The organism is Mycobacterium barrassiae, from assembly GCF_025822765.1.
Lineage (GTDB): Bacteria > Actinomycetota > Actinomycetes > Mycobacteriales > Mycobacteriaceae > Mycobacterium > Mycobacterium barrassiae.
This window is the reverse complement of sequence record NZ_JACKUK010000025.1, coordinates 181,738-208,490: the sequence shown is the minus strand read 5'-3', so window position 1 is coordinate 208,490 and position 26,753 is coordinate 181,738. Positions and strand designations below refer to the sequence as shown.

General features: G+C 66.0%; 25 protein-coding genes and 1 pseudogene. 15 read left to right on the top strand and 11 right to left on the bottom strand.

Features of this window, described 5'->3' with window-relative positions:
* Positions 1–22: 22 nt before the first annotated feature.
* Positions 23–631 carry an FHA domain-containing protein gene (locus tag H7J93_RS15685; RefSeq protein ID WP_267307227.1) on the top strand — a complete coding sequence of 203 codons (609 nt, stop codon included), beginning with the start codon at positions 23–25 and terminating at the stop codon, positions 629–631.
* Here H7J93_RS15685 and H7J93_RS15680 read toward each other — a convergent pair.
* The 4 genes from H7J93_RS15680 to H7J93_RS15665 all read right to left on the bottom strand — a co-directional run bounded on the left by H7J93_RS15680 (position 628) and on the right by H7J93_RS15665 (position 7,359).
* Positions 628–3,699, bottom strand: coding sequence for a serine/threonine-protein kinase (locus tag H7J93_RS15680; protein ID WP_267307226.1), 3,072 nt, complete (start codon positions 3,697–3,699; stop codon positions 628–630). The two genes, H7J93_RS15685 and H7J93_RS15680, sit on opposite strands and share 4 nt — an antisense overlap.
* Positions 3,700–3,876: 177 nt before the next feature.
* Entirely contained in the window at positions 3,877–4,458 is a 582-nt protein-coding gene (locus H7J93_RS15675) for a TetR/AcrR family transcriptional regulator (protein WP_267307225.1), read from the bottom strand.
* A complete protein-coding gene (locus H7J93_RS15670) occupies positions 4,455–4,943 on the bottom strand; it encodes a nuclear transport factor 2 family protein (RefSeq protein ID WP_267307224.1) in 489 nt (162 codons plus the stop codon). Before H7J93_RS15670 ends, H7J93_RS15675 begins: the two co-directional genes overlap by 4 nt.
* 124 nt (positions 4,944–5,067) lie before the next feature.
* Complete coding sequence (locus H7J93_RS15665; RefSeq protein WP_267307223.1) at positions 5,068–7,359, bottom strand: ATP-dependent DNA ligase; 2,292 nt, start codon at positions 7,357–7,359, stop codon at positions 5,068–5,070.
* A 31-nt stretch (positions 7,360–7,390) separates the two neighbouring features.
* Here H7J93_RS15665 and H7J93_RS15660 point away from each other — a divergent pair, with 31 nt between their 5' ends.
* Complete coding sequence (locus H7J93_RS15660) at positions 7,391–7,618, top strand: hypothetical protein (protein WP_267307222.1); 228 nt, start codon at positions 7,391–7,393, stop codon at positions 7,616–7,618.
* On the opposite strand, the gene H7J93_RS15655 is transcribed toward H7J93_RS15660, so the two are convergent.
* The gene (locus H7J93_RS15655) at positions 7,615–9,066 is read right to left on the bottom strand and encodes an amidase (RefSeq protein ID WP_267307221.1); all 1,452 of its coding nucleotides are present in this window, start codon (positions 9,064–9,066) and stop codon (positions 7,615–7,617) included. The genes H7J93_RS15660 and H7J93_RS15655 overlap by 4 nt on opposite strands.
* A gap of 98 nt (positions 9,067–9,164) precedes the next feature.
* Between H7J93_RS15655 and fabG the strand changes: the two genes are divergently transcribed.
* The gene (fabG, locus tag H7J93_RS15650; protein ID WP_267307220.1) at positions 9,165–9,941 is read left to right on the top strand and encodes a 3-oxoacyl-ACP reductase FabG; all 777 of its coding nucleotides are present in this window, start codon (positions 9,165–9,167) and stop codon (positions 9,939–9,941) included.
* 13 nt (positions 9,942–9,954) lie between these two features.
* On the opposite strand, the gene H7J93_RS15645 is transcribed toward fabG, so the two are convergent.
* From H7J93_RS15645 to H7J93_RS15620, 6 genes are all read right to left on the bottom strand, one after another.
* Positions 9,955–11,220 (bottom strand): DUF4032 domain-containing protein, encoded by a 1,266-nt coding sequence (locus H7J93_RS15645; RefSeq protein ID WP_267307219.1) that lies wholly within the window; start codon positions 11,218–11,220, stop codon positions 9,955–9,957.
* A gap of 94 nt (positions 11,221–11,314) precedes the next feature.
* Complete coding sequence (locus H7J93_RS15640; RefSeq protein WP_267307218.1) at positions 11,315–12,394, bottom strand: ABC transporter ATP-binding protein; 1,080 nt, start codon at positions 12,392–12,394, stop codon at positions 11,315–11,317.
* A 9-nt stretch (positions 12,395–12,403) separates the two neighbouring features.
* Positions 12,404–13,276 (bottom strand): carbohydrate ABC transporter permease, encoded by an 873-nt coding sequence (locus H7J93_RS15635; protein WP_267307217.1) that lies wholly within the window; start codon positions 13,274–13,276, stop codon positions 12,404–12,406.
* The gene (locus tag H7J93_RS15630) at positions 13,276–14,253 is read right to left on the bottom strand and encodes a carbohydrate ABC transporter permease (protein ID WP_267307216.1); all 978 of its coding nucleotides are present in this window, start codon (positions 14,251–14,253) and stop codon (positions 13,276–13,278) included. Before H7J93_RS15630 ends, H7J93_RS15635 begins: the two co-directional genes overlap by 1 nt.
* On the bottom strand, positions 14,253–15,626 hold the full coding sequence (locus H7J93_RS15625; protein ID WP_267307215.1) for an ABC transporter substrate-binding protein: 1,374 nt from the start codon (positions 15,624–15,626) through the stop codon (positions 14,253–14,255). Before H7J93_RS15625 ends, H7J93_RS15630 begins: the two co-directional genes overlap by 1 nt.
* A gap of 11 nt (positions 15,627–15,637) precedes the next feature.
* Positions 15,638–16,678 carry a sugar-binding transcriptional regulator gene (locus H7J93_RS15620; RefSeq protein WP_267307214.1) on the bottom strand — a complete coding sequence of 347 codons (1,041 nt, stop codon included), beginning with the start codon at positions 16,676–16,678 and terminating at the stop codon, positions 15,638–15,640.
* 91 nt (positions 16,679–16,769) lie between these two features.
* On the opposite strand from H7J93_RS15620, the gene H7J93_RS15615 reads away from it, so the two are divergent.
* The 12 genes and pseudogenes from H7J93_RS15615 (at position 16,770) to H7J93_RS15560 (ending at position 26,738) form a co-directional block, all read left to right on the top strand.
* A complete protein-coding gene (locus H7J93_RS15615; protein WP_267307364.1) occupies positions 16,770–17,771 on the top strand; it encodes an NAD(P)-dependent alcohol dehydrogenase in 1,002 nt (333 codons plus the stop codon).
* On the top strand, positions 17,768–19,162 hold the full coding sequence (locus H7J93_RS15610; RefSeq protein ID WP_267307213.1) for a mannitol dehydrogenase family protein: 1,395 nt from the start codon (positions 17,768–17,770) through the stop codon (positions 19,160–19,162). Before H7J93_RS15615 ends, H7J93_RS15610 begins: the two co-directional genes overlap by 4 nt.
* Positions 19,159–20,106: a carbohydrate kinase family protein gene (locus H7J93_RS15605; protein ID WP_267307212.1), complete on the top strand. Its 948-nt coding sequence runs from the start codon at positions 19,159–19,161 to the stop codon at positions 20,104–20,106. Before H7J93_RS15610 ends, H7J93_RS15605 begins: the two co-directional genes overlap by 4 nt.
* Before the next feature lie 9 nt (positions 20,107–20,115).
* Positions 20,116–21,051: a non-homologous end joining protein Ku gene (gene ku / locus H7J93_RS15600; protein WP_267307211.1), complete on the top strand. Its 936-nt coding sequence runs from the start codon at positions 20,116–20,118 to the stop codon at positions 21,049–21,051.
* Between the two features lie 196 nt (positions 21,052–21,247).
* Positions 21,248–22,039, top strand: a complete 792-nt coding sequence (locus H7J93_RS15595) for an SDR family oxidoreductase (protein WP_267307210.1) — start codon at positions 21,248–21,250, stop codon at positions 22,037–22,039.
* 71 nt (positions 22,040–22,110) lie between these two features.
* Positions 22,111–22,295 (top strand): annotated as a pseudogene (locus H7J93_RS15590) (diacylglycerol kinase); the annotation flags it as partial.
* Between the two features lie 33 nt (positions 22,296–22,328).
* Entirely contained in the window at positions 22,329–22,649 is a 321-nt protein-coding gene (locus tag H7J93_RS15585) for a hypothetical protein (RefSeq protein WP_267307209.1), read from the top strand.
* A 101-nt stretch (positions 22,650–22,750) separates the two neighbouring features.
* Positions 22,751–22,993 (top strand): hypothetical protein, encoded by a 243-nt coding sequence (locus H7J93_RS15580; RefSeq protein WP_267307208.1) that lies wholly within the window; start codon positions 22,751–22,753, stop codon positions 22,991–22,993.
* Between the two features lie 70 nt (positions 22,994–23,063).
* Positions 23,064–23,267, top strand: coding sequence for a hypothetical protein (locus H7J93_RS15575; protein WP_267307207.1), 204 nt, complete (start codon positions 23,064–23,066; stop codon positions 23,265–23,267).
* Between the two features lie 85 nt (positions 23,268–23,352).
* Complete coding sequence (locus tag H7J93_RS15570) at positions 23,353–24,579, top strand: Nramp family divalent metal transporter (RefSeq protein ID WP_267307206.1); 1,227 nt, start codon at positions 23,353–23,355, stop codon at positions 24,577–24,579.
* Entirely contained in the window at positions 24,580–25,644 is a 1,065-nt protein-coding gene (locus tag H7J93_RS15565; protein WP_267307205.1) for a poly-gamma-glutamate hydrolase family protein, read from the top strand.
* A complete protein-coding gene (locus H7J93_RS15560) occupies positions 25,644–26,738 on the top strand; it encodes a serine hydrolase domain-containing protein (RefSeq protein ID WP_267307204.1) in 1,095 nt (364 codons plus the stop codon). The genes H7J93_RS15565 and H7J93_RS15560 overlap by 1 nt, the downstream gene beginning before the upstream one ends.
* The last annotated feature ends 15 nt before the right edge of the window (positions 26,739–26,753 follow it).

Sequence of the window (26,753 nt, the reverse complement as noted above, 5' to 3'; positions counted from 1 at the left end):
ATTGGCCCAACAGGAGGTCTGTATGTCTTCCCACTTGGAAGTCTTCAAGCCGACGGGACGCGAGCTCGTCCCGTTGACCGGTGAGCGGGTGACGCTCGGCAAGGCCTCGACCAACGCGGTGGCCCTCGAGCACGACCCCACCGTCTCGCGCCTGCACGCCATCCTGGAGAACCACGGTTCGGCATGGTCGATCCGCGATGTGGGGAGCCGCAACGGCACTTTCGTCAACGGCGAGAAGATCACCGCCGAACGGGTGCTGCGCTCCGGTGACGAAGTGCGGATCGGAAAGTCGCGGGTGGTGTACATACAGGCACGACAGGCCGGCGAACCGGCGGACGAAGCGACGATCGTCCCCGACGCCAGCCAGCTCCCACCAAGGCTGACCCGGCGCGAGGTCGACGTGCTCATGGTGCTGTGCCGACCGCTGGTTTCCGACGACCCCTTCCCCGAGCCGGCATCGGTGCGGCGGATGGCCGGCGAACTGTATGTCACGGAGGCGGCCGTCAAACAGCATCTGCAGAACCTCTACGACAAATTCGACATCCCGCCCGAGGGTGACCGCCGGGTACGCCTCGCCAACGAGGCGCTCAGGCGAGGCGCCGTCACGCTTGCCCAGCTGCGCGAGAGCTAGCTGAAGTCGAGCGCCTCGACGAACGCCACCGGCCCTTCATGCGTGGGCCGGTCCGCGCCGCCGATGGTGTAGACGGTGTTCTCGACGGCCGCCACCACCTGTCCGTGCACCGGGGTGTTGATCGGCGCCTGCGTCGTCCACTTCCCGGTGGAGATGTCAAACATCTCGACGGTGGGCAGCACTCGCGTCGGCTCTTCTCCGCCCACGGCGACGATGCGGCCGTCGACCAATGCCGCGCCATAGCTTCCGCGCGGAGTGGGCATGTCGTCCAACTTGTCCCACTTTCCGGCGACCGGATCGAAACGTTCGAAGGCGCCCAGGTTCTCGTCCGCGGAGAGGACCCGACCACCGACCGTGTACATGTAGACGCCGTCCGACACCGCCGCCAAATGCTCGCGCGGAGTTGGCATATCGGGACCTGACGTCCACGACTCACCGTCGAACACCTCGGTCTGGGTGACGAGTTGCTTGTTGTCCTGTCCACCGACCACCACGAGCTTGTCGTCGATGACCGCCGCCGCAGGCGCCGCCCTTGCATGTTGCATGCTCGGCAACTCTTCCCACTTCCCGTCGCGGTAGGCGAAGACCTTGTTCGACGCGTCGGCGACGGTGTCGCTGGCGCCGCCGAGGACCACGACCTCACCGCGAAAGGCGGCGGCGGCGGCGTGATTGAGCGGAATGGGCAACGGGGGCAGCGTTTCCCACTTGCCGGTCTTCGGCTCGAAGCTCTCGAAGGTGTCGAGCGTCTCGGCGTGGCCCAGCATGCCGCCCGCGATGTAGATCTTGTCGTCCAGCACAGTCGAGGCGGCCATCAGCCTCGCGGTCGGAGCATCGGGCAGCGCCCGCCACTCCGCCGCCGGTTGCGGCTTACGCGGCGCCAGCTTCAGGGATTCGGCGGACGCCGTGACCTGACTGTCCGCCGGGCTCGTCGAGCCGCCTATCGCGTAGACGGTCTTCCCCACCGCCGCGACCGCCAGGCCATGGCGCCCCGTCGCCAGGTCCGGCAGAGCGGTCCACGTTGCAGTGGTCAGATCGAGCGCTTCCACACTCATCAGAACCTGCCCCGACGACATGCCTCCGACGGCCACCAAACGGGAGTCGGTGACCGCCACGCCGAAGTCGCTGCGCGGCTCCGCAAGCGCGGGCATCGTGGTCCACGTGTCTGCGACGGGGTCGTACGCCTCGACTGCCGTCAGGTCCGAGGTGCCGGTGCTGCCGCCGAGCACGTACACGAGCTTCCCGTCCGACGCCGAAGCCGCCAACTGACGCGGCGTGGGCAGGGGTGCGCCGAGCTTCCAGCCGGTGCCGTCATAAATCTCGGTGGTGTTCAGCAGCTTGCCGTTGGCGTCCACACCGCCGGTGACGACGAGGAGATCGCCGACGACCGCGGCCGAGGCCGCCGCCCTGGGCTGCTGCAGTGGCGGCAACTCAACCCAGCGGCTGTTGACCACCCGCCACACTTTGTCGGTCGCCACCTTCTGGTTCGACCCCTCGGTGCGCCACCCACCGAGGACGACTGGGGTGTCCTGCCACGTCACTGCGCTCGCGCGCTGCACCGGGACGGGCAGATCCGCCCCGCCCTTCCAACTGTCGAGCGCGGGGTCGTAGCCCTCGTGGCCGCCGCTGACACGGTTGCCTGCCCCCAAACCGCCGAAGACCCAGATGGTCCCGTCGGCCTCGGTGGCCGCCACCGCGCCACGAGCGATTCGCGCATCCGCGATCGGTTGCCATTCGGGCTGCATCTCGACGGGCGGCCTCGGCGGTGCGGCTTGCCCACCGCCGCCGTCCTTGTCGCTCGAGGACGTGAAGAAGAAGACGCTGCCGATCACCAGCACCAGGACCCCCGCAATGGCGCCCGCGATGATCAGCAGGCGCTTCTGATCCCGCCTTTGGGGCCCGGCCCCAGGCCCCGGTTGCGATTGATAAGGCGGCGGCGCGACGGGCGGCGGCGGCTCTGACGGTGGCGCCGGCGGGATCTGAGGTGGGACCTGCCAGGGCACGTTGCCCATGCTGACCGACCGAGTGTGCGCGAACATGTTCGGGTCCAGTTGCGGCGCAGCGTCTTTCGGAACGATGGGCGCAGCGACGACAGACTCTGAAGATTCCGGAATCCCCGGCGCGGATTTCTCCGTCCGGCCCGGAGCCGAAGCCCCCGAGAGCGGCAACGCCTGGGTGCCGCCAGTCGGCTCCAGCTCACCGCCGGGCTCGCTGAGCGCCATCGGATCCGCGGTCAACCCGTTGTGCCGCTGCGCCAGTTGCAACTCGCGCCCGAATTCGGCAACTGACACCTGCCGTTCGCCGGGTTCGCGCGACATCGCTCTCTCGATCGCGGCACACACATCGGTCGGGATTCCATGCGGACGCAGGTCCGGCACGGGCGTCGAGGTGATCCGCAGATAGTGCGCGATCAGATCTTCATCGGCCTTGCGCTCATGCGGCGGCCCGCCGGCGATCAACGCGTAGATGGTGGCCCCGAGGGAGTAGATGTCGGCGGCCACCGTCGGCGGGTTGCCCGCCAGAACCTCGGGCGCGGTGTAGGACAGCGTGCCGGTGAAGAATCCAGTCACCGTCTTGTATCCGCCTGCGATGCGGGCGGTCCCGAAGTCGCTCAGCTGAGGTTCGCCGTAGTCGTTGAATAGAACGTTCGCGGGTTTGATGTCGCGGTGCAACGTGCCCGCCCGATGGGCGGTCTCCAGCGCCCCGCACAGCTTCACGCCCATGCGCAGCGCCTCGGGCCACGCGATCCGGCCCTCACGACGCACCCGCTCGGCCAGCGAACCCACTGAGTGGTAAGGCATCACGATGAACGGCCGGCCGCCTTCGGTGACGCCGACCTGGAGGATGTTCACGATGTTGGGATGGCCTGAGAGCTTGCCCATCGCGTAGCCCTCACGCAGGAAACGCTCGCGGTCGCTGTCGTCGAGATCATTGGCGAGAACCTTGATGGCGACGCTGCGCCCGAGCGATTGCTGGTAGCAGCGATAGACGACGCCACTACCGCCGCGCCCAACTTCGACGGCGTCGTCGAACCCGGCGGCCGCCAGTTCTGACGCTATCCCGCCCGCCATGTGATCATCGTCCTCCGGTGAAAAGCGGATATTTCGGAAATGCCTGGATTCGCTCAACAAAGTACCTAGCAATGTCATCGCGAACAGCGCATTTGCTGTTTCATCCCCGATGACACGTCGTTCGGGGCTGAATGGTTCACCCGCGCTAGCGGCCAAACTCGAGTCTGCGGTCCGGGATCACCGACGGCGAGAAGGTTTTGCGACCGTCGCGAGCAGCATGTCGATGAGTTCCTCGGCCGTGGTGTGCCATTTGTCGGTGTCGAGCAGACCACTGGTCTCCACGCCTGCAGCACCGTGGGTGCCGGTCAGCAGAACGGCCGCATGGCGACTCGCTTCCTCCTGTCCGGTGACCGCGGCGACGATGTCGTGGAAGTGCTCGCACGTACGTTGCGCCGCACGCACGACGGCTTCGGGATCGCCAACGGGCCGAGTGAACATCAACTGATACAGATGGGGATTCTCGCGGCTGACAGTGATGATGGCGAGTAACGCCGCACGAAGGGTCTTTTCGGGCGCAAGCGCGGAATCGTCTCGCAGCCTTTGCATCTCGTCGCCGATCCGATTCCACCCCTCGGCGGCAACCGCCGTCAACAGGCTCTCTTTATCGGCGAAATGGCCATACGGCGCGCCTCGGCTGACGCCCGCACGGGCCCCGACCTCACGTAGCGTGACGGCGGCCGGGCCTCCGCTTTCCAGCAACGCGGCAGCTTCGGCGAGCAGCGCGCGGCGCGTCGCGGCCGCCGTTTCGACGCGGCTCATGCAGCCGGGAGCGCGCCGAACACCCCGGGGTTGCCGGTCTGGATCCTCGAGGTGAGCTTCACCTTCGCGATTCGCCAGCCGTCATCAGTGCGGACGAAGGTATTCGTGTAATACCCGTAGACGGTCTGTTCGGTGCCGCCGGCGGCCGCTGCGTTGTGGTGGATCGCCCGGACGTACGCCACGACGGTCGCGTGATCCGCATCGTCGAAGGTGATCGCGAGATTCGTCATCATGTGCTGAGTCGCGGTGAGGGCACTCATCACCGGTGCGATCGTCGCGACGAACTCGTCCGCCCCGAGGCGTGCGGGCGGGGTGCCGAACACGGAGCTGTAGTCACCCTCGATCTCGTCCGCGAAGCATGTGCGGAACAGCTCCCAGTCGCGTGAGTCGACCCCCGTTGCGTAGCGGAGTTGTACGGACTCGATCTCGGTGCGATCGACGAGCTGTTGCAGCAGGGCGGCACTCGACTCATGTGACGTTGTCATGTGAAGAGTGTCGGTGTTTAATATGACATTGTCAACTGAAACTGGGGGCGTGCCCGGTGGATTGCCTAAACGGGTTGATCGCACGTACCTGGTGCAGGTAATCAACCCGTTAATGCGCCGTGCCCTACTCCCAAACCACCTCGTCGGGTTCCTTGTCGGGGCGCAGCCCTCGCCAACTCGGCTGGCGCAACCTGCCGTCGGATGTCCGTTCGCTGTAGCGGACCTCGCCCACCAGCTCGGGTCGGACAAAGGTGACACCCCGGGAATCGAGTTTGGAAAGGCGTGCGTTGAAGGGCGATTCCTCGGTCTCCAACGGTTTCAGGATGCCCTTGAGCTTCGTCAGCTCCTTCTCCGTGAATCCCGTGCCGACGCGACCGACGAACTGCAGACCACCTTCGGCGGGGATACCGAGCATCAAGGCCCCGATACCGCTCGACCGGCCGCCCTCACCTTTCCGCCAGCCGCCGATCACCACCTCCTGGGTGTTCCAGATCTTGGCCTTGATCCATGACGACGACCGTCGGCCCGGTTGATAGGTCGAATCCAGCTTCTTCGCGACCACGCCCTCCCAACGCTTTTCGCGGGCGTGCTCGAGCGCTTCGGGGCCGTCGCCGGGCAGCAGCTCCGGCACGATCAGAGCGCCACCTTCGGCCAGCGCCTCCAGCACGCGGCGGCGGTCGGAGTACTTGGCGTTGAGAAGAGATCGCCCGTCGAGATAGAGGATGTCGAACGCCCAGAACTCCACCCGGGTGGAGCGCTTACGGTTCTGCATCTCAGAGAAGCTCGGCACCCCGCGCTCATCGAGGGCCACCGCTTCGCCGTCGAGAATCACTTGATGGTCGGCGAGATCGGCTGCGAGCGCGGCGAATTGCGGATACTCGTCGGTGACGTCGCGGCCACGGCGGGAGCGCACGTTGAGCCGGCCGTGGTTGGCGTCGACCAGCACCCGGTAGCCGTCCCACTTGCCCTCGAACGCCCACTGCGCTGAGGTCAACTTCTTGATCGAGCCCTCGGTGGACAGCATCGGCGCGAGATCGCTGGCCCGCGGGTTCTGCTGTTCCTTCATCCGGTGCGCCAGCCAGTTCTTGCCGTCGGTCTGGATCAACGCATACCGGCCGTCGATCTTCTTACCGTGCAGCGTGACGATGACCTCGCCACCCTTCGCCGGGCCGTCCGGGCCGTGGTCACGGAATTTCTCCGCCTCGTATGTGCCGGTGTCCCAGATGATCACCGTGCCGCCGCCGTACTCGCCCTTCGGTATCTCGCCCTCGAAGTTGCCGTATTCCAGCGGGTGGTCCTCGGTATGCACGGCCAGGTGGTTGACCGACGGTGTGTCGGGCAGGTTCTTCGGCACCGCCCAGCTGACGAGTACACCGTTGCGCTCCAGCCTGAAGTCGTAGTGCAGTCGCCGGGCATGGTGCTCCTGGATGACGAAGAAGTCATCGTTACCAACCGTGGGCGCGACGTTGGGAACCGGCTCTGGCGTCTTGCCGGGATCGCGCATGCTGCGATAGGTGGTGAGCGCGTCCGCCACTGGGGCGTCGGTATCCATCTCGGCCAGCAGGTCACCGTCGCGCTCCACCCGCTCGAGCACCTCATCGAAGCGCAGGTGCCGTAGATCGGGGTCCTCGATCTCGTTCCAGGTGCGCGGCGCGGCAACCGTCGGCTCGTCGCGCCCGCGCAGCGAGTACGGCGCGATGGTCGTCTTGTTGCCGTTGTTCTGGCTCCAGTCGACGAACACCTTGCCGCTGCGCATGCTCTTCGTCATCGTCGCCGTCACCCGCTTGGGCATGGTCTTCTCGAGCTGCACCGCGATCCGGCGGGCGAGCACCGAAGCCCCTCGTGAACTGATCGGCTTCTCCAGCGGCACATACAGATGTAATCCCTTGCTGCCGCTGGTCAACGGGAAGGTTTTCAAGCCGATGCCGGTGATGAGCTCGCGGACTTCGTGGGCCACCTCGCACAGTTGCCGGAACGTGACGCCTTCGCCGGGGTCCAAGTCGAAGACCACTCGGGTGGCGAGCCCGGGCGTCTGTTCGGCTCCCTCTTCTCTGGTCCAGGTGCTGACGAATCGCCATTGCGGCACGTGCACTTCCAACGCAGCCTGCTGCGCAATCCAAGCCAACCCCTCGGCGGTGTTGATGATCGGGTAGGTCGTGGTGCCCGACTTGTGCTTGATCGAGCCCCGCTCGAGCCAGTCCGGCGCCGAGGAGGCGAGCTGCTTTTCGAAGAACGAGGGCTCGTCGACGCCGTTGGGCCAGCGTTTGCGGGTGACGGCCCGGCCGGCGATGTGCGGGAGCATCGCTGCGGCGACATTGATGTAGTAGTCGAAGACCTCGGCCTTTGTGGTGCCCGTCGCGGGATAAAGCACCTTGTCGGGGTTGGTCAGCTTCACCCGACCGAACTGATCCACCACATCAAGGTATTACCCGGCGTAGCGTTGCACTATGACGAGAATCTTTGCGGCGTGCCTGCTTGCCGGCGCGGCGATCGTCTTCTCGGCGCCTCAGGCCGGCGCCGACCCGCAAGATCTTCTCCCCTACTGTTCCGGCGATCAGACGCCGATGGACAACAACTGCCGCCAGATGGCCCACCAGGAGGTCACCCACGGCAGCGGGCTCAGCCCGAACCTCCCCAGCGGTTTGGATCCGACGAACCCGGCCGTCGTCGGCTAGTTGACACCCACCCACAACGGCGGATGCCTGCCGGCCCACGGCGCGGCGGCTTCCAGCTGAGCGGCGAGTTGCAGCAAGACCGTCTCGTCGGGCGCCATGAGCTGTACACCGATCGGAAGACCGTCGTCGGTGGTGCCCAGCGGCAGTGAAATCGCGGCCCATCCGGTCACATTCGCCAGTGAGGTCCACCCCGTTGTGGCGAATTCGACATCGAAGAATGCGCGAGTGGTGCCACGCGGCTCACCCAGCAGACCGTACGGCGGCGGAGTCGTCAGCAGAGTAGGTACCAGCAGCACATCGTGTCCGGCCATCCCCGCCACGAATCGTCGAGTCTGGGCGTGCACCGCGTCGATGGCTCCCGCGTAGGCGGCGCCGCTGGTGGTGAAGCCCTCGCGGACCATCACCCATGTGCTGGGTTCGAACTCGTCTTCGGCCGGCTCGCGGCCGAGATGGCTGGTGGCCAGCGCATGCAGCCCGACATTGCTGACGTTGTGCAGCACCGCGATGGCGTCCGCGACGACGTCGGGATCTATTGTCGGGGCCCCTGTTTCGACGATATGACCGATCTCGCCGAGCAGGCGTCCGGCCGCCTCGACGGCCGACACCACGACGGGATCTGCCGCCGGTCCCGGGAACGGCGAAGCTGTCGTCATCAGGATTCGTTGCACCGCAGGCGCTTCGGCGATCGCATTCAGGTAGCTCGTCGCAGGCGGCGCAGCGTGGTACGGGTCGCCGGGTGCGGTGCCTGCGATGACGTCGAGCAGGGCGGCGGTGTCGCGCACGGTGCGGGTGAGGGCGTGTGAGTTGACCAGACCTTCCAGCGAGTGACCGGCTCCCGGCGCGAACGAGCTTCGCCCGCGGCGGGGTTTGAGGCCGACGAGCCCGCAGCACGAGGCCGGCACCCGGATCGAGCCGGTCCCGTCGCCTCCGGACGCCGCGGGCACGACGCCGGCGGCCACCGCGGACGCCGATCCCCCGCTGGATCCACCTGGGGTGATCGAAGGTGACCAAGGATTGACCGTCGGCCCGAAAAGCGACGGCTCAGTGGTGCAGTGGTTGCCCCATTCCGGGGTGTTCGTCTTGCCGAAGACCACCAACCCGGCAGACAGGTAGCGGTCGACGATCCACGCCGTCTCTGTCGCGACATAAGTGCGCAGGGCCCTCGACCCCATCGCCTCCCGGGTGCCCGCCAGAGACGCATCGAGATCCTTGAGCAGGAACGGAACCCCGTGCAGCGGAGATTTTCTCGAATCGGCGTCCAGGTCGGCGGCTTGTGCACGCCCATGTTCGAAGAGGTCGTCGATCACGGCATTGAGGCTGCGCGCCGCCTCTAGCCGGATGATCGCGGCCTCGAGCAGCTCGACTGCGGTCAGCTCGCCGGCAGCCACCAGCGACGCCTGCCCGATCGCGTCGATGCCGGCGAGTTCGGCGGCCTGTGCGGCGTCCATTGGTACGAGATCCTCGCGGCTTCCGGGTGGACCGGCAACCCGACCATCGCGAGACCCACGCGCTGCGAAACGACCGGCGGTGCCCCAGACTTGGGGTCGTGTTTTCGCTAGTGGGAAAGTCCGTCGTGGTCACCGGCGGCAGCAAGGGGATCGGGCGCGGTATCGCCGCGGTTTTCGCCGAGGCGGGCGCGAACGTCGCAGTCGCCGCGCGGTCGGTGGGCGACCTCGACGCGGCCGTGACGGAGCTGGACAGCATCGGTGACGGCAAGGTGATCGGGGTCGCCGCCGATGTGAGCGACCCGGCGTCCTGCGCGGCGTTGGCCTCCCAGGTCGCGGACGCTTTCGGCGGTATCGACGTGCTCTGCGCCAACGCGGGGATCTTCCCCGAAGCTCCGCTGGCGACGATGACGCCTGACGAGCTCGCCCAAGTGCTCGACGTCAATGTCAAGGGCACGGTGTTCGCGGTGCAGGCATGTCTGCCATCGCTGATCGAGTCGGGCCGGGGCCGGGTGATCCTGACTTCGTCGATCACGGGTCCCATCACCGGATTTCCCCGGTGGTCGCACTACGGCGCGTCTAAGGCCGCCCAGCTGGGGTTCATGCGCACGGCCGCCATCGAGCTTGCGCCGCATGCGATCACAGTCAACGCGATCATGCCGGGCAACATCCTCACCGAGGGACTGAAGGACATGGGCGAGGACTATCTCGCCGGAATGGCGCGCGCGATCCCGGCCGGCGCGCTGGGCACTCCCGCCGACATCGGCCATCTGGCGGCGTTCCTGGCGACCGACGAGGCCGGTTACATCACGGGCCAGGCCATCGCGGTCGACGGCGGTCAGGTGCTGCCCGAGTCACCGGACGCAGTAACGCCTTAACCGAAACACGTTGTCACACATCATCATCATCGAACCGCAGCACTTCGAACGGTTGAGTCGGCGTCTCGGCGATGGCCATCTTCGCCGCGGAGTCGGTGGGGATGACGTCGCGTGCCAGCGCCGCGAGCGCCTTGTTGGTGCCGACGTCTTGGCCCGCCTGCTCGCTGAGTAACCACCGCACCTCGAGCAGGTCGCAGTACGCCTGGACGGGGGTGCCCCTGCGGTTGACGACGTCATGCGCCAAACGTTCATACGGGGTGAGGACCTCGATCACCCACAGTCGCGCCGCGGTCGACTCGTCGACATCGTGACCGGCCTCGCGCGCCAGCTGCGCCTGGTAGGCCAGCAGATCGCCGAGCAGTATCTGGGCCTGCCCCTCTCCCACATCCAGTCCGGTGAGTTGCTGCAGCCGCTGGGCGTGGTATCGCCGATCGCCAACGGCCACACGGATTCTGAGCTGTTGCGGCTCTACGCTCACCGGGGCAAGCGTTACTTCGTCAACGGCGAAGCCGAGCTCGTTGAGGCGGCGGACGGTCCCCTCGACTCGGTAGCGGTCGGTGAAATCGAAGACAGGTTCGGCGTGTAATGCCTCCCAGAGCATGTCGTAGCGCACTCTGGCCTGGTCCACCTCGGCGATCAGCACGTCCTCCAAGGCCGTCCGCCCGAGCCGCTCGGCAAGGTCGACCACTCCCATCGCGACGTTCTCGGACATGATGTCGAGGTCATGCTCGCGCTGCCCGCGGCTCAACGACGGGTGGATCTCGGACGTCTCGGCGTCGACCAGCCATGCCTGCAGCAGCTGACCGTCACGGGAGAACAGCGTGTTGGCCAGCGAGCAGTCGCCCCAGAAGACACCGTGCCGATGCAATTCGACCAGCAGGCCGGCCATCCCGTCGAGAAGCCTGGCCCGGTGTTTGGGTTGGTCCGGCGGCAGACGCATGAACAGCCGGCGATACTGCCAGGATCCCTCGAGGTACCGGGTGACGAGGATCGCGGTGTCGAACTCGGGCTGCAGCACAATGCCTGCGGGGCGCACCGCGGGCAGGCCCATCTCCTCGAGCCGGCGCAGCACGTCGTACTCCTTGACGGCGATCCGGGGCGGCACGTCCTTGACGGCCCACAGTGCGCCGTCGGCGTCGACGAACTTCACCAAATGCCGGCTGGGTCCCACCGCGATGTCGCGCAACGGGACGTCGGGAACGGTCCACCCCTCAAGAGGCCGGTCCCAGGGCAGCGCCAGCAGCCCCGGAGTCGCTGTCCGGAGCTTGAACTCGGTCATCTTCCCGGGTCGTCCCCTGGGCTGCGCCCGTGGGCCCATCGCTCTCCCCTGCCCTCCGGGCGTGGCCCCAGCCCGCCGGACGGCGCCCGCATGCTCAGTTCAATCGCTCACCCGACTCGGGGTGGAACAGGTGCACCGCCCCGTCGGGATGCTTGCGCAGCTTGACCGTCTCGGCGAGTTTCGGTGCGGTGCGCGGGTTGCACCGCGCGACGAGCTCGATGCCCGACCCTGCGTGGGTGTAGACGTATGCCTCGCTGCCAAGGTCCTCGACCAGGTCGACGACGACGTCCACACCACCCGAATCGCTGAGCTCCAATTGCTCGGGCCGGATTCCGAAGGTGACTTCGGACAGCCCTGCCTCGCTGATCTTGCTGAGGTCGGCGCGCTCCAATTCCAGTGTGGAGTCGCCGATCTTGACGCCGTCGGGTGCGACGGGCAATGTCACGAGGTTCATCGCAGGCGACCCGATGAAGCCGGCGACGAACGCGTTGGCCGGTCGGTCGTAGAGCTCGTTCGGCGACGCGAACTGCTGCAGCTTGCCGAACCTCAGCACCGCCACTCGATCACCCATCGTCATCGCCTCCACCTGATCGTGGGTGACGTAGACGGTGGTGGTGCCCAGACGCCGTTGCAGCGCGGCGATCTGGGTGCGTGTCTGCACGCGCAGTTTGGCGTCGAGGTTGGACAGCGGCTCGTCCATGCAGAACACTTGCGGCTCACGCACGATCGCGCGACCCATCGCGACGCGCTGACGCTGTCCGCCGGAAAGCTTGGCCGGCTTGCGATCCAGGAATTCGGTGAGGTCGAGGATCTTGGCCGCCTCTTCGACTTTGCGCCGCCGCTCGTCGGCGGGCACACCGCGCAGCTTCAGCGCGAAGCCCATGTTCTCGGCGACGGTCTTGTTCGGGTACAGCGCGTAGTTCTGGAACACCATCGCGATGTCGCGGTCTTTGGACGGCACGCCGACCATGTTCTTGCCGCCGATCTCGATGGTGCCCTCGTCGATGTCCTCGAGGCCGGCGAGCATGCGCAGCGCCGTGCTCTTACCGGATCCCGACGGCCCGACAAGGACGACGAACTCGCCGTCTTGGATATCGAGGTTGAGCGAGTCGACCGCGAGCTTGTCCGAACCCTCGTAGATGCAGGTGGCGTTGTTGTAGGTGATCGATGCCATTGCTTGCTCCTATTTGATTGCGCCGAAGGAAAGTCCACGGACGAGCTTGTTCTGTGCGAACCACCCGCAGAGGATCACGGGAAGTGCGGCCATGGTTGCGGCCGCCGACAGCACGGCCCAGTACTGACCCTCACCGGCGATGAACCCGACGAGGTACACCGGCATGGTCTGAGCGTTCACCGCGGTCAGGTTCACCGCGAAGAAGAACTCGTTCCACGCGAAGATGACGCAGATCAGTGCGGTGGCCGCGATGCCCGGCGACACCAGCGGCAGGATGACCTCGCGCACCGACCTCCAGAGGCTGGCCCCGTCGAGGCTGGCGGCCTCGAGCAGTTCCCCGGGAACCTCGAGGAAGAACGACCGCATCATCCACACCGCGATCGGCAGGTTCATCGCGGTGTAGAGGATCACCAGGGCCCAGATGTTGTCCAGCAGACCGATGTTGGACACGATCACGTACAGCGGCAGGATCGCCGCGACGATCGGCAGCATCTTGGTGCTCATGAAGAAGAACAGCGCGTCCTGCGTCTTGCGCACCGGTCGCAACGACAGCGCGAACGCGGCGGGTACACCAAGCAGCAACACCAGCAGTGTCGAAATACCGGTGGCCCATACCGAGTTCAGCATCGCGGGCCCGATGCCCTGATCGAACACCTTGCCGTACTGGTCCAGCGTCGGTGTAAAGAACAGCGTCGGTGGACTGGTCGCCGCATCGGCCTCCTGCTTGAAGGACGTCAGCACCATCCACAACACCGGGAAGAAGAAGCCGAGGCCGACCAGCCACGCTACCGCTCCCCAGGCGTCGAACTTGCGGGGTTTCTTCTTGGGAGATACCGCCGGCGTGCTTGTCGCCGAGGCATTTTGAACTGTGGTCGTGGTCATCAGGCTGCCTCTTCCTTGCCGGAGAACGATTTGAAGATCAACCGAAGTGCGAAGCTGGCGATGATCATCGTGAAGATCACCACCACCACACCCATCGCCGCGGCCTGGCCCATATCGAAGCCCAGGAACGCGCGCTGATAGATGTAGAACGGCAGGTTCGCGCTCGCGATGCCCGGCCCGCCCTGCGTCATCATGTAGATGGCGTCGAAGGTGTTCACCAGGTAGACCGCACCGAGAACGACACCCAGTTCGATGAAGCGGCGCAGATGCGGCAGCGTCAACTCGCGGAAGAGTTGGAACGATCCCGCACCGTCCACTCGGCCGGCCTCCAGGATGTCGCGAGGCATCGACTGGAGGCCGGCGAGGATCAGGAGCATCATGAACGGTGTCCACTGCCAGATCAGCTCGACCATGACCATGGTCAGGGGGAACTGACCGATCCAGTCCACCGGTCCGATGCCGACCAGCGAGAGCACCCAGTTCAGGATGCCGTTCGTCGGGTCGAGGATGGTGGTCTTCCAGATCAGCGCCGCCGCAACGGGTGTCACCAGGAACGGGGTGATCAACAGGGTACGGACGACGCCCCGGCCGAGGAACGCGCGATCCAGCAGCAGTGCGAGCAACAGTCCGAGGAACGCCGAGATCAACACCACGCCGACGATGAGGATGACGGTGTTGAGGCCGACCCGCCAGAACTGACTGTCCTTTGCGACCGCGACATAGTTGCTCAGCCCGACGAATTGACGTGAGCCCGGCCGCACCAGGTTCCACGACAGCGTCGAGTAATACAGCGTGAACAGGAAGGGGACCTGCGTGACGGCGATCATGAAGATCAGCGCGGGCAGCAGCGGCCCACGTCGACGCCAGCCTTCGGCGCGGCTCACCCCTACGCCCTGGGACTCCTTGATCTTGCGGACCCGTTCGGCCACGGCGTCCTGTGTGGCCTCAGTTTGGGTGTCAGCGGTTAGCGAAGTCATCACTTCTCCTGGTATGTCCGGCCGACGACCTCGGCGTATTCCTGTGCTTGAGCGAGCGCTTCATCCACCGGTTTCTGTCCGGCGATCGCCGCGCTGATCTGCTGGCTCACCCGCGTGCCCAGATCCTGGAACTCAGGAATGCCGACAAACTGCACTCCGGTGTACGGAACCGGCTGCACCGTGGGCTTGTTCGGGGTCGCGTTCTCGATGGACTGAAGCGTCAGCGGGCCATACGACTGCGAAATCGCCTCGTACTCGGGCAGTTCGTCATAGGTCGATGTCCGACTGCCGGGCGGAACGCGGGCCCACCCCAGTTTCTCGCCGACCAGCTTCATGTAGTCCTTGCTCGTCATCCACGAGATGAACTTCCATGCCCCCTCGGGGTTCTTGGCGTGCTTCGGGATTCCCAGCGCCCACGTGTAAAGCCAACCCGCGTCGGGCTTCTCGACGATCGGTGCAGGAAGGTAGCCGATCTTGCCGACGAGTTCGGGGTACGTCTTGGGATCTTCGAGCACCGAAACCGCCGACGTCGCGTCGTACCACATCGCCGTCTGTCCTTGGCCGAACAGGTTGGCGCACTCCTGGAATCCCGTCGACGACGCGCCCAGCTCACCCGCCTCATTGATAAGGTCGACGTAGAAGTTGACGGCCTTGCTCACCTCAGGGGTGTTGAGTTGGGCGTTCCACTGCTCGTCGAACCAGCGACCACCGAAGGTGTTGATGACGGTGTCCAGCGGTGCCAGCACCTCGCCCCAACCGGGCTTGCCGCGCAGGCAGATTCCCGCCCGGTCGTCGGTCTTCAGCTTCTTGGCCCACTCGGCGACCTCTTGCCATTGCGGCTGATAGTTGGGGTCCTGGTTGACCGTGATACCGGCCTGCTCGAACAGATCCTTGCGGTACATCAGGAACGAGGACTCGCCGTAGAAGGGGACCGCGTACATGTCGCCCTCATAAGACAACGACTCGCGCAGCGAGGGAATGAAGTCGTTCTCGTCGTAGCCCGGCGTGTTCCTGGCGAACTCCGAGAGGTTGAGCAGCCAACCGTCCTTCGCCCACTGCGGCGTTTCGAAGTTGCTGATCATCACGACGTCGAACTCACTGCCGCCCATCGCCGTCGACATGGTGATCTTGGCGCGGGCCTGGTTTTCCGACAGCGTGATGAACTTCAGCTTCGTTCCGGGGTTCTCCTTCTCGAACTCCGAGGACAACTGCTGCGCGTCGGTCATCTGCGAGTTGGAGACCAGCGCGATCGTCACCTGATTGTCCGACGCCCCCAGACTGCCCGCGCCCGAACAACCGGTGGCTGCCAATGTCAGGCCCGCCACGGCCGCGCCTGCGGCCCATCGTTTCAGGCCCCTTACCGAATTGACCATCACTTCACCTTTCATTGGGCCAGTAGCCAACGGGCACAATCGATGTCACAGACCAGAAGCCTGGCCAGATGGCCGCGCAGCGCACCGAGCGTGGCGGCATATTTGGTCTCGCCACTGGAGATCAGGATCGTCTTCTTGCAGCGGCGGATGTCCTCGAGCGGGACGGACACCGCGCGCTGCTGGAGTTCGGTGTCGACGGCCGCGCCGTCCGCGTCGAAGAACCGACCACCGATCTCCCCGACAGCGCCCAGCGAGATCAGCTCGTCGAGCATGCGGATGTCGAGATAACTGCCTTCGAACAGCGTGGTGGACGTCGACACGGCACCGACGCCGAACAGCATGACGTCGGCCTGCCGACCCGCCTCGAGGGTTCGCGAGATCACGGAGTCGCTCCGCATCGAGGCGACCGTCGATGGATCGGCGTACAACGGTGCCGGTAGCCGGATCGTGCTGGCGCGCAATACGTCTGCGCAGCGGCTGAGGATGAGCTCCGTGCCGGTCTGATACGCCGCGGTGGACATCGCACCGTCAAGCTGCACCACGGCCTTGCAGCTGGCCACACCGGGGGTCAACGCCGTGGCCACCGCGACTTGCTCGGGCCCCCAGGTGAATCCGAGGACGTCATCGGGTGAGATGCGTCGCAGCAGCAGGGCCGCCGCCGCGCGACCCACGCTGGCGAACGCCGCCGGTCGTCCGGGCGAACCGACATCGACGCCGTGCCCGGCCACCACCGCTTCGGTCAGACCGAACCGGCGCTCGAGCTCACGCTCCTCCTCGGCATGCAGATCGTCGCTCATGTTCGGCGGCACGACGACCTCGATGCGCACCAGACCCTTGGCCTTGGCCCGCGCCACCAGCCGGCCGGCCGTCGGCCGCGAGACCCCGAGCCGGGCGGCGATCTCGGCCTGGGTCAATCCGTCGAGGTAGTACAGCGTCGCCGCCCGCAGGGCCAGGCGGAGGTCTTCTGGACTCGAGCCACGCTGCTGCGCGGTGACTGTTCCGGCCACCTCGCCGTTCGTCGATGCGGTCAACGCCGCCCCACTTTCCCTCATCCGCGTGAGCATTTGCTCAGGGGTGCGAGTAGATGCTCACAACGCTAACATGGGGTGTGTGACGCACACAACACTTTCGGCTGATACCCGGATGCGGGCGGCTGTACTCGTCGAACCGGGCCGGATCGAGATAGAGGAGCGGCCGATACCGAACCCGGGGCCGGGTGACGTGCTGGTACGCGTCTCGTCGGTCGGGGTGTGCGGCTCGGACACGCATTACTACCGGCACGGGCGGGTGGGCAGCTTTGTCGTGGAAGCGCCGCTGGTCCTCGGGCACGAGGCCGCAGGCACCATCGTCGGCGTCGGCGAATCGGTCAACCCGACGCGCATCGGCCAGCGGGTGTCAATCGAACCGCAACGGCCCGATCCTGACAGCGACGAGACGCGACGCGGCCACTACAACCTGTGCCCGCACATGCGGTTCTTCGCCACCCCGCCGGTGGACGGCGCGCTCTGCGACTACGTGACCATCGGCGCGGAGTTCGCGCATCCGGTACCTGACTCGATGTCCGACGACGCCGCGGCACTCTGCGAACCGCTGTCCGTCGGTATCGCCGCGATTCGAAAGGCGGAACTCGACGGCCACTCGCGGGTGCTGATCGCCGGTGCGGGTCCCATCGGCATCGTCGTGACGCAGCTGGCGCGGGCCTACGGAGCGACGGACATCGTGGTCAGCGATCCCGACCGGACCCGCCGCGACCGCGCCGCCGCGTTCGGTGCCACCACCGTCATCGACCCCGCCGTCGAACAGACCGACGAACTGACGGTCGATGCGTTCATCGATGCGTCCGGGGCAGCAGCGGCCGTCGCCGCCGGCATTCGCGCGGTGCGGCCCGCGGGCCGTGTGGTCCTGGTCGGCTCGGGCGCCGAGACCATGGAACTGCCGACCCAGCTGATCCAGAACCGCGAACTGGTGCTGACCGGAGTCTTCCGGTACGCCAACACCTGGCCGACGGCGATCGCATTGGTGGAATCCGGTCGCGTCGACCTCGACGCCATGGTGACCGCCCGCTTCCCGCTGGAGAAGGCCGCCGAGGCACTGGACTCAGACCGGATCCCGGGTAGCGTGAAGTCAGTGGTGACGGTGTCATGACGCTCAGTAAGCCGAGCTACGACCGCAACGAGATCGGCGTCGGCATAGTCCATTTCGGAGTCGGCGGGTTTCACCGTGCCCACCAGGCGATGTACATCGACCGCCTGCTGGAGATGGGGCTCGCGAAGAACTGGGGCATCTGCGGTGTCGGCGTCATGCCCGCCGACCGCAAGATGGCCGAGGTGATGACCGCGCAGGACGGGCTGTACACGCTGGTGCTGGAGAATCCCGACGGCAGCCGCGATGCACGGGTCATCGGATCGATCGTCGACTACCGCTACGCACCCGACGATCCAGAGTCGGTGATCGAGCTACTCGCCGCGCCGAGTACCCGCATCATCTCGATGACCATCACCGAGGGCGGCTACAACATCGACGCCCTCCCCGACGGGGGCGTGCACGTATTCGGCCTCGTCGCAGCGGCATTGGCGCGCCGGCGTGAGCGCGGTGTCGCGTCGCCGACGATCGTGTCCTGCGACAACATCGAGGGCAACGGCGAAGTCGCCCGTCATGCGTTCACCACCTACGCCGAGCGGCTGTATCCGGGCCTCGGCGAGTGGATGAGCGAGCACACCAGATTCCCCAACTCGATGGTGGATCGCATCACGCCGGCCACCACACCCGACGTCATCGCCGTCGTGGAACAGGAGTTCGGCCAGAAGGACCGATGGCCGGTCGCCGCCGAACCGTTCACCTCCTGGGTACTCGAGGACGACTTCTCCGATGGCCGTCCGCCGCTGGAGAAGGTCGACGTGCTGATGGTGGACGACGTCACCCCCTACGAGTTGATGAAACTGAGGCTGCTCAACGCCAGCCACCAAAGTCTTTGCTACTTCGCATATTTGGCGGGCTATCGACTGGTGCACGATGCTGCGGGCGATCCGTTGTTCGCCGAGTTTCTGATGAGATACATGGACACCGAGGCCACCCCGACGCTGAAGCCGGTACCGGGTATCGATCTGCCCGACTACAAGCGGACGCTGATCGAACGGTTCGCCAATCCCGGCGTGAAGGACACGATCGTGCGACTCTGCTTCGGTTCGTCGGACCGCATTCCGAAGTGGCTGCTCCCCGTGATCCGGGAGAACCTCAGGACCGGCACGCCCGTACGCCTGTCGGCGGCGACCGTGGCCAGCTGGGCTCGGTACGCCGAAGGCGTCGACGAACAGGGTCAGCCGATCGACGTCCAGGACCAGCTGGCCGCCACGTTGGTCCCGCTGGCCAGATCGCAGCGCGAACATCCGACCGCGTTCATCGAGAACACCGAGGTGTTCGGCGATCTCGCAAGCGATTCCCGGTTTGTCGAGGCCTACGTGTGGGCACTCGAATCACTGCATCGCGACGGAGCACGCGCGACGCTGGAAACGCTGCTGCGTAAGGACACGCCATGAGAGCGCTGGTCATCGGCGAGGCGTTGATCGACATCGTCGAGCGTGACGGTCGAGTCACCGGTGAGCACGTCGGCGGCAGTCCGCTCAATGTGGCGGTCGGCCTGGCCCGATTGGGCAGAAGCGTCGACTTCCTCACCCACATCGGCGACGACGCCCGCGGCCGCCGCATTGTCGACTACGTGGAAAGCTCTGGCGTACAACTGGTTTCGGGCAGCATGACCGCAACCCACACGCCGACCGCGGTGGCCACCCTCGATGCGTCCGGCTCGGCGCAGTACACGTTCGATATCGATTGGCAGCTCTCGGGCACCCCGGAGGTGACGCCGCCGCTGGTCGCGCACACCGGGTCCATCGCCACCGTGCTCGAACCGGGCTGCCGCGCCACCGCGGCACTGCTGGACACCTACCATGCGGCGGCCACGCTGACGTTCGACCCGAATGTGCGCCCGGGTCTCATCGAGGACGGCGACGGCGCACGCGGGCGGATCGACCGGCTCATCGAGCGGTGTGACGTGGTCAAGGCCAGCGATGAGGACCTGCGGTGGATGGACTCCAGTCGCTCCCCCGCACAGATCGCGCGGACGTGGCTGCAGGCGGGCCCTTCGATCGTCGCGGTGACGATGGGCGAGCGCGGCGCATTGGCGATGTGCGCGGCGGGCGAGGTCCGGGTGCCGGCGTATCAGGTTCGCGTCGTGGACACCGTCGGCGCCGGCGATGCGTTCATGACAGGTCTGATCGACGCACTGTGGGAGCACAACCTGCTGGGTGCCGAGCGGCGCGCCGATCTGGCCGCCATCAGCACCGATACGTTGACCCAAGTGGTGCGGACGGCCGCGCTGTCGTCGGCGCTGACCGTCGGACGTGCGGGCGCTGACCTGCCCGATCGCGCAACACGCGACGCCGCGGCCGCGAGCTCCGGCCCACTGCTGCCCCAACCCGGCTAACGTGGGCTTATGCGTTCCATATGGAAGGGTTCAATCGCCTTCGGCCTGGTGAACGTGCCGGTCAAGGTCTACAGCGCGACCGAGGATCACGACGTCAAGTTCCACCAGGTGCACGCGAAGGACAACGGGCGCATCCGGTACAAGCGAGTCTGCGAGGTCTGCGGCGAGGTCGTGGAGTACCGCGACATCGCCAAGGCCTACGAATCCGACGACGGACAGACAGTGATCATCACCGACGAGGACATCGCCACCCTGCCGGAGGAGCGCAGCCGCGAGATCGAGGTGCTGGAGTTCGTGCCCGCCGGTGACATCGATCCGATGATGTACGACAAGAGCTACTTCCTCGAGCCCGAGGGCAAGTCCACGAAATCGTATGTGCTGCTGACGAAGACGTTGAAGGAGACCGACCGGGTCGCGATCGTTCATTTCGCGTTGCGCAACAAGACCCGGCTGGCCGCGCTTCGGGTGCAGGACTTCTCGAAGCGCGACGTGATGATCGTCCAGACGCTGCTGTGGCCCGACGAGATCCGCGATCCCGATTTCCCGTCGCTCGATACCAAGGTCGAGATCAAACCCGCCGAGCTCAAGATGGCGAGCCAGGTGGTGGAGTCGATGACCGACGACTTCAACCCCGACCGCTACCACGACGACTACCAGGAGCAGCTGCACGAGCTGATTCAGGCGAAACTCGAAGGTGGCGAAGCGTTTACCACCGAGGAGCAGCCGCAGGAACTCGACGAGACCGAGGATGTGTCGGATCTGCTCGCCAAGCTGGAGGCCAGTGTGAAGGCCCGCCGTGGTGGAGGCAGCAGTGGTGGCGATTCGGACAAGCCGGCGAAGAAGGCCCCCGCGAAGAAGTCCGCAAGCAAGAAGGCGCCGGCCAAGAAAGCTGCGAAGAAATCGCCCGCCAAGAAGGCGGCGAAGAAGTCCGCGGCGAAGAAGTAGCGCCCCAGTCCGCGTCGGGCCAACGCTATCCGCTTTTTGCAGCGATCCACTCGCACTTCCTCTGCAGTTCGTCGATAACGACGGCGACCGAGCGCGCGTCCGCCAGCCTCTGACGAAATTAGAACGTGTTTCAAAAAGTGCTCACCGCCGCCGCCGGAGGTTGTTATGGTTCGCCGGGCGACGGAAGGAAGTGCACGTGATTCTCGACAGATTTCGGCTGGACGACAAAGTCGCGGTGGTGACCGGAGCGGGCCGTGGCCTCGGTGCCGCGATGGCACTGGCATTCGCGGAAGCCGGTGCGGACGTGGTCATTGCGGCCCGCACCCAGTCTCAACTCGAAGAGGTGGCCGAACAGGTCAAAGGCGTCGGCCGTAAGGCGCACATCGTGGTCGCCGACCTCGCACACCCCGAGGACACGGCCAAGCTCGCAGGCGAGGCCGTCGAGGCCTTCGGCAAACTAGACATCGTCGTGAACAACGTCGGCGGCACCATGCCCAACACGCTGCTGACCACATCGACGAAGGACCTGCGCGACGCGTTCACGTTCAACGTCGCCACCGCGCACGCGCTCACCGTCGCGGCCGTTCCTTTGATGCTCGAGCATTCGGGCGGCGGCAACATCATCAACATCACGTCGACGATGGGCCGCGAAGCCGGCCGCGGTTTCGCCGCCTACGGCACCGCCAAGGCCGCCCTGGCCCACTACACCCGACTCACCGCACTCGATCTGTGCCCGCGGATCCGCGTCAACGCCATCGCCCCCGGTTCGATCCTCACCTCGGCGCTCGATGTGGTGGCCTCCAACGACGAACTCCGCGCACCGATGGAAAAGGTCACGCCCATGCGCAGATTGGGTGAACCCGAGGACATCGCCGCCGCCGCGGTGTACCTCGCATCTCCCGCAGCCTCGTATCTGACCGGCAAGACACTCGAGGTCGACGGCGGCCTCACCTTCCCGAACCTCGACCTGCCCATCCCGGATCTGTGAGGAGCAACTGGTGAGCATCAAAGTCGCCGCCATCGGCACCGGTAATGTCGGCCGGCACGTGCTGACCCAACTCGGTGAAACCCTCCTACGCCTTGGACCTCTGCCGGAGCAGCCCCACCACAACCACGCCGGACTGGTCGCGACGGCCGCGCGCGTCGTCAATGCCATTCCCGCGGTCGTCGCGGCTCCCCCGGGGATCCGGACGACTCTGGACCTACCGCTGATCACCGGAAAAGGGCTGTACTCTGTGCACTAAGCCGGGGATACCTTTAGAGAGAAGGGCGCGCCTATGCGGACCAAGCTTCGACACTTCACTCCGCTCTTTGTTGCTGCCGGAGCAGCAGCCGCGATCTTGACGGCCCCCGCGGCCATCGCCCAACCGGCGCCTCCAGCTCCTGCACCTGCCCCGGCACCAGCGCCAGAGCAGGAGCCGGCACGCGCTTCGGGCCTCCCACAATGTGTCGACACCGGTGGCGCCGAGGCTCTCGGCGGCTCGACGACCGAATGTGCAACGCCAGGCAACGTGCAGATCAACTCCACACCCGCCGAGCAGGAGTACGTCGGTCCGTGGGGCGACATGTGGGGCGGCGAGGGCTTGTTCTTCCCCTGATCGGGGTTCGACGTCTCAGCTAGGAGACGCCCTTGCGACGTAACGTTCGCTGTCTCACAACGCTTTTCGGAGTATGCATAAGTGCGGCGTTGGCTGCACCGATGGCGAGCGCCCAGACCGGGTCCTCTCTGCCCCAGTGCACCGATACCGGTGGGGCCGAGGCTCTAGGCGGCTCGACCACGGAATGCGCAACGCCGGGCAACGTGCAGATCAACGCGACGCCTGCTGAGCCGGACTATCTGTACCCGTGGGACGACGAGTTCTACGGCCCAGCGCTCGTCATGGGTGGCTTCGGCGGCTACCACGGTGGCGGCGGAGGTGGCGGCGGCCACGGCGGCCGCTGACCACCGTCACTGCGGCCTAAGGAGGCCCAACATGCGGTTGAGAATCCGTTCTACCGCAACATTATTCGCGATGGCAGGCGCATGCGCGCTCACCGTCGCCCCAGTCGCTGCGGCGGCGCCTGAATGCATCAATATCGGCCCGACCACGACACAGTGCCAAACCAACGGCAGCGCCCAGATCGTCACCTCACCCCAACCGGTCAACAACTACGGCAACTGGGGGCCCTACTGGGGCGGCGGCCTGGTCATCGGGATCGGCGGCTGGGGCTGGTAGAGACCAACAGGCCGCTAGTTCACTACGCGGGAGATTTCGGCTAACCTAACTTTTCTATTCGCTTGTCCGATAGAGGGTGGGTTGGTTGTCACAACGCGCTGACGTGCAGGTGCGGCCGAGTTGGCTGCTGCTCGGTCCAGCATTCGTCGCCGCGATCGCCTACGTCGATCCCGGCAACGTCGCGGCCAATGTCAGCGCAGGCGCACAATTCGGATTCCTGCTCGTGTGGGTCATCGTGGCGGCCAACGCGATGGCGTGCCTGGTGCAGTACCTGTCGGCGAAGCTGGGGCTGGTGAGCGGACTGTCGCTGCCCGAGGCGGTCGGCGAAAGAATGCGGCGCCGAACTCGGTTGGCCTACTGGATGCAAGCCGAATTGGTCGCGATGGCAACCGATCTCGCCGAAGTGATGGGCGGTGCGATCGCGCTGTACCTGCTGTTCGATCTGCCGCTGCTGACCGGCGGCGTGATCACCGGAGCGGTGTCGCTGCTGCTGCTGGTGGTCAAGGATCGCAGGGGCCAACAGGTGTTCGAACGCGTCATCACCGGCCTGCTGCTGGTCATCGCGATCGGATTTCTCACCAGCCTGTTCGTCTCGCCGCCGCCCGTCGACCAGGTTGCCGCCGGGCTGGTGCCGAAGTTCGCGGGCCCGGAGAGCGTGCTGCTGGCAGCGGCGATGCTCGGCGCGACCGTGATGCCGCACGCGGTGTACCTGCACTCCGGCCTCGCACGGGACCGCCATGGCCACCCCGAACCGGGCCCGATGCGTCGCATGCTGCTGCGCGTCACCCGATGGGACGTCGGCGTCGCGATGGTGATCGCGGGTGCGGTCAACCTCGCGATGCTGCTCGTCGCCGCGACAAACCTTCAGGGCCAGGAGAACACGGACTCGATCGAGGGCGCGCACGCCGCGGTGAGTGGCGCGTTGGGTCCGACGGTCGCGTTGCTGTACGCGGTCGGACTGCTCGCGTCGGGTCTCGCGTCGTCGTCGGTGGGCGCTTATGCCGGCGCGATGATCATGCAAGGCCTCCTGCACGTGTCCATCCCGATGGTGGTGCGCCGGCTGATCACCCTGGCTCCGGCGTTGGCGATTCTGGCGGTCGGCGTCGACCCAAGCCGCGCGCTGGTGTTGTCCCAGGTCGTGCTGTCGTTCGGAATCCCGTTCGCGCTGATCCCGCTGGTGCGCTTGACCAGCGACCGCGCGCTGATGGGCGACGACGTCAACCATCGTCTGACCACCGCTTTCGGGTGGATCGTCGCCGCATTGATTACTGTGCTGAACGTGGTGCTCATTTACCTGACGGTGAAGGGCTGAATGCGGCATACGTACTTCGCCTACGGGTCGAACCTCTGCGTTCGGCAGATGGCGCGGCGGTGCCCGGGCGCCGTCGACCCCCGGCCCGCGATGCTGGCCGATCATGACTGGCTGATCAACGAACGGGGTGTGGCGACCGTCGAACCGTTCGACGGCTCGCAGGTACACGGCGTGTTGTGGCAGCTCACCGATCACGACCTCGCCACCCTCGACAGCGCGGAAGGCGTGCCGGTGCGGTACCGCCGCGACCGGCTCACCGTGCACACCGACGACGGGCCTTATCAGGCGTGGGTGTACATCGATCATCGCGTCGAGCCGGGGCCGCCGCGGCCGGGCTATCTGGAACGCATCGTCGACGGCGCGCGCCACCACGGACTGCCGCAGAAGTGGATCGACTTCCTGCGGCGATGGGATCCCTCGCAGTGGCCTGCCAGCACTCCCAAGCCGAGTTCACCTGCACCACAGTCATTCTCGGAGCTGCTGGCCGACCCTGGCGTCATCGAGGAGTTGACCCTGCGGTCGCGGTTCGGATTCATGGCGATCCACGGTGGCGGTTTGGAGCAGATGACCGACGTGATCGCCGAGCGCGCCGCCGATGCGGCCGACGCATCGCTGTACACGGTCCGCCACCCGGACAACTACGGCCACCATCTACCGTCGGCCCGCTATCGCGCCGCGGAATCCGAGCGCCTCGCCGAGTTCCTCGATCACGTCGACGTGGTGGTGTCGCTTCACGGATACGGCCGAATCGGCCGCAGCACCCAACTGCTGGCCGGTGGCCGCAATCGCGCGCTCGCCGAACACCTCGCACGGCATGTCAGGGTGCCCGGCTATCAGGTCGTCACCGACATCGACGCGATCCCCCGCGAACTGCGCGGCCTGCATCCCGACAACCCGGTGAACTGCGTGCGCGGAGGCGGCGCACAACTCGAACTCACACCGCGGATACGCGGCATCAGCCCACGCAGCCAACTGCCCGGCGATGACGGCCTCTGCCCTGCGACGTCCGCCTTGGTTCAGGGCCTGGTCGGCACCGCGCGGTCATGGGAGCTACCCTCGGCTTAATGCGCTTCGCAGCCGTCACAGCCTTACTTCTTCTGATTCTGTCCTCAGCACCCGCATGTACGACGGTCACTCCGGTTGCCGACGCCCTGAACCGCAGCGTCGCGGATGACGATCTCGCCGGCGGCATCGCCGTGATCCGCCACGGTCCCAATGACTCCGGCGTCACTCGCGTCGCCGCCGGCTACTCCGACGTCCACACCAAGGCGGGGTTTGCGCCCGCCATCCACGTCCGCGCCGCAAGTGTCACGAAAACCTTTGTGGCAGCGACGGTTATGCAGCTCGTCGCCGAGAAGAAGATCGACCTCGACGCTTCGGTCGAAACGTATCTGCCGGGCCGTATCCGCGGCGACGGAATCGACGCCGACGCGATCACCCTGCGCCAGCTGCTGCGCCATCAGAGCGGGTTGCCAGAATACTTCGACAAGGACACCCCGAGACCGACCGAACCCGTCACCGCGCAGCGGCTCCTCGACATGGCCCTGGCCCGGCCCGCGCAGTTCACGCCCGGCACCGCAATGAAGTACACGAACACCAACTACATCGTGCTGGGAATGCTGATCGAGAAGGTGACGGGACATCCGGCGGTCGATGAAATCACCTCGCGCACCATCGCGCCGCTCGGTCTCTCGGACACCTACTTCCCCGCGCGGGACGATATGGGCCTGCGGTCGCCGTTCGCACACGGCTACGAGATGGTCAACGGCCGGCGAACCGACGTCACGGCCTTCAACGCGTCCGCCGCCTGGACTTCAGGCGGGATGGTCTCCACCAACGAAGACATGTCGGCGTTCATCACCGCGCTGCTCGACGGCCGCGTTGTCCCGCGGCCGCAACTCGAGCAGATGATGGAGACCGTTCCGATGCCTGATGGCGACGGCCTGTTGAGCTACGGCCTGGGGCTGGGCAAGGTATCGCTGCCGTGCGGCGTCACGGCGTGGGGCCACGGCGGTGACATCGATGGATACCACAGCTATGTGGTCAAGACAGTCGACGGTCCTGCGATTTCGATGACGCTCACGCAGTCCCCCGAGGCGTCGTCACCGACGACGGACCCGCGCGCCGACGTGCTCATGGCGCAGTACTGCCCAACCTGAGAAGAGCACCCATCC

Bases quoted from the DNA above. Each gene is read 5' to 3' on its own strand.
- H7J93_RS15685 (WP_267307227.1), top strand. From the start codon at position 23: ATGTCTTCCCACTTGGAAGTCTTCAAGCCGACGGGACGCGAGCTCGTC.
- H7J93_RS15680 (WP_267307226.1), bottom strand. From the start codon at position 3,699: ATGGCGGGCGGGATAGCGTCAGAACTGGCGGCCGCCGGGTTCGACGAC.
- H7J93_RS15675 (WP_267307225.1), bottom strand. From the start codon at position 4,458: ATGAGCCGCGTCGAAACGGCGGCCGCGACGCGCCGCGCGCTGCTCGCC.
- H7J93_RS15670 (WP_267307224.1), bottom strand. From the start codon at position 4,943: ATGACAACGTCACATGAGTCGAGTGCCGCCCTGCTGCAACAGCTCGTC.
- H7J93_RS15660 (WP_267307222.1), top strand. From the start codon at position 7,391: ATGACGAGAATCTTTGCGGCGTGCCTGCTTGCCGGCGCGGCGATCGTC.
- H7J93_RS15655 (WP_267307221.1), bottom strand. From the start codon at position 9,066: ATGGACGCCGCACAGGCCGCCGAACTCGCCGGCATCGACGCGATCGGG.
- H7J93_RS15645 (WP_267307219.1), bottom strand. From the start codon at position 11,220: ATGACCGAGTTCAAGCTCCGGACAGCGACTCCGGGGCTGCTGGCGCTG.
- H7J93_RS15640 (WP_267307218.1), bottom strand. From the start codon at position 12,394: ATGGCATCGATCACCTACAACAACGCCACCTGCATCTACGAGGGTTCG.
- H7J93_RS15635 (WP_267307217.1), bottom strand. From the start codon at position 13,276: ATGACCACGACCACAGTTCAAAATGCCTCGGCGACAAGCACGCCGGCG.
- H7J93_RS15630 (WP_267307216.1), bottom strand. From the start codon at position 14,253: ATGACTTCGCTAACCGCTGACACCCAAACTGAGGCCACACAGGACGCC.
- H7J93_RS15625 (WP_267307215.1), bottom strand. From the start codon at position 15,626: ATGGTCAATTCGGTAAGGGGCCTGAAACGATGGGCCGCAGGCGCGGCC.
- H7J93_RS15620 (WP_267307214.1), bottom strand. From the start codon at position 16,678: ATGAGGGAAAGTGGGGCGGCGTTGACCGCATCGACGAACGGCGAGGTG.
- H7J93_RS15615 (WP_267307364.1), top strand. From the start codon at position 16,770: ATGCGGGCGGCTGTACTCGTCGAACCGGGCCGGATCGAGATAGAGGAG.
- H7J93_RS15610 (WP_267307213.1), top strand. From the start codon at position 17,768: ATGACGCTCAGTAAGCCGAGCTACGACCGCAACGAGATCGGCGTCGGC.
- H7J93_RS15605 (WP_267307212.1), top strand. From the start codon at position 19,159: ATGAGAGCGCTGGTCATCGGCGAGGCGTTGATCGACATCGTCGAGCGT.
- ku (WP_267307211.1), top strand. From the start codon at position 20,116: ATGCGTTCCATATGGAAGGGTTCAATCGCCTTCGGCCTGGTGAACGTG.
- H7J93_RS15585 (WP_267307209.1), top strand. From the start codon at position 22,329: ATGCGGACCAAGCTTCGACACTTCACTCCGCTCTTTGTTGCTGCCGGA.
- H7J93_RS15580 (WP_267307208.1), top strand. From the start codon at position 22,751: ATGGCGAGCGCCCAGACCGGGTCCTCTCTGCCCCAGTGCACCGATACC.
- H7J93_RS15575 (WP_267307207.1), top strand. From the start codon at position 23,064: ATGGCAGGCGCATGCGCGCTCACCGTCGCCCCAGTCGCTGCGGCGGCG.
- H7J93_RS15565 (WP_267307205.1), top strand. From the start codon at position 24,580: ATGCGGCATACGTACTTCGCCTACGGGTCGAACCTCTGCGTTCGGCAG.
- H7J93_RS15560 (WP_267307204.1), top strand. From the start codon at position 25,644: ATGCGCTTCGCAGCCGTCACAGCCTTACTTCTTCTGATTCTGTCCTCA.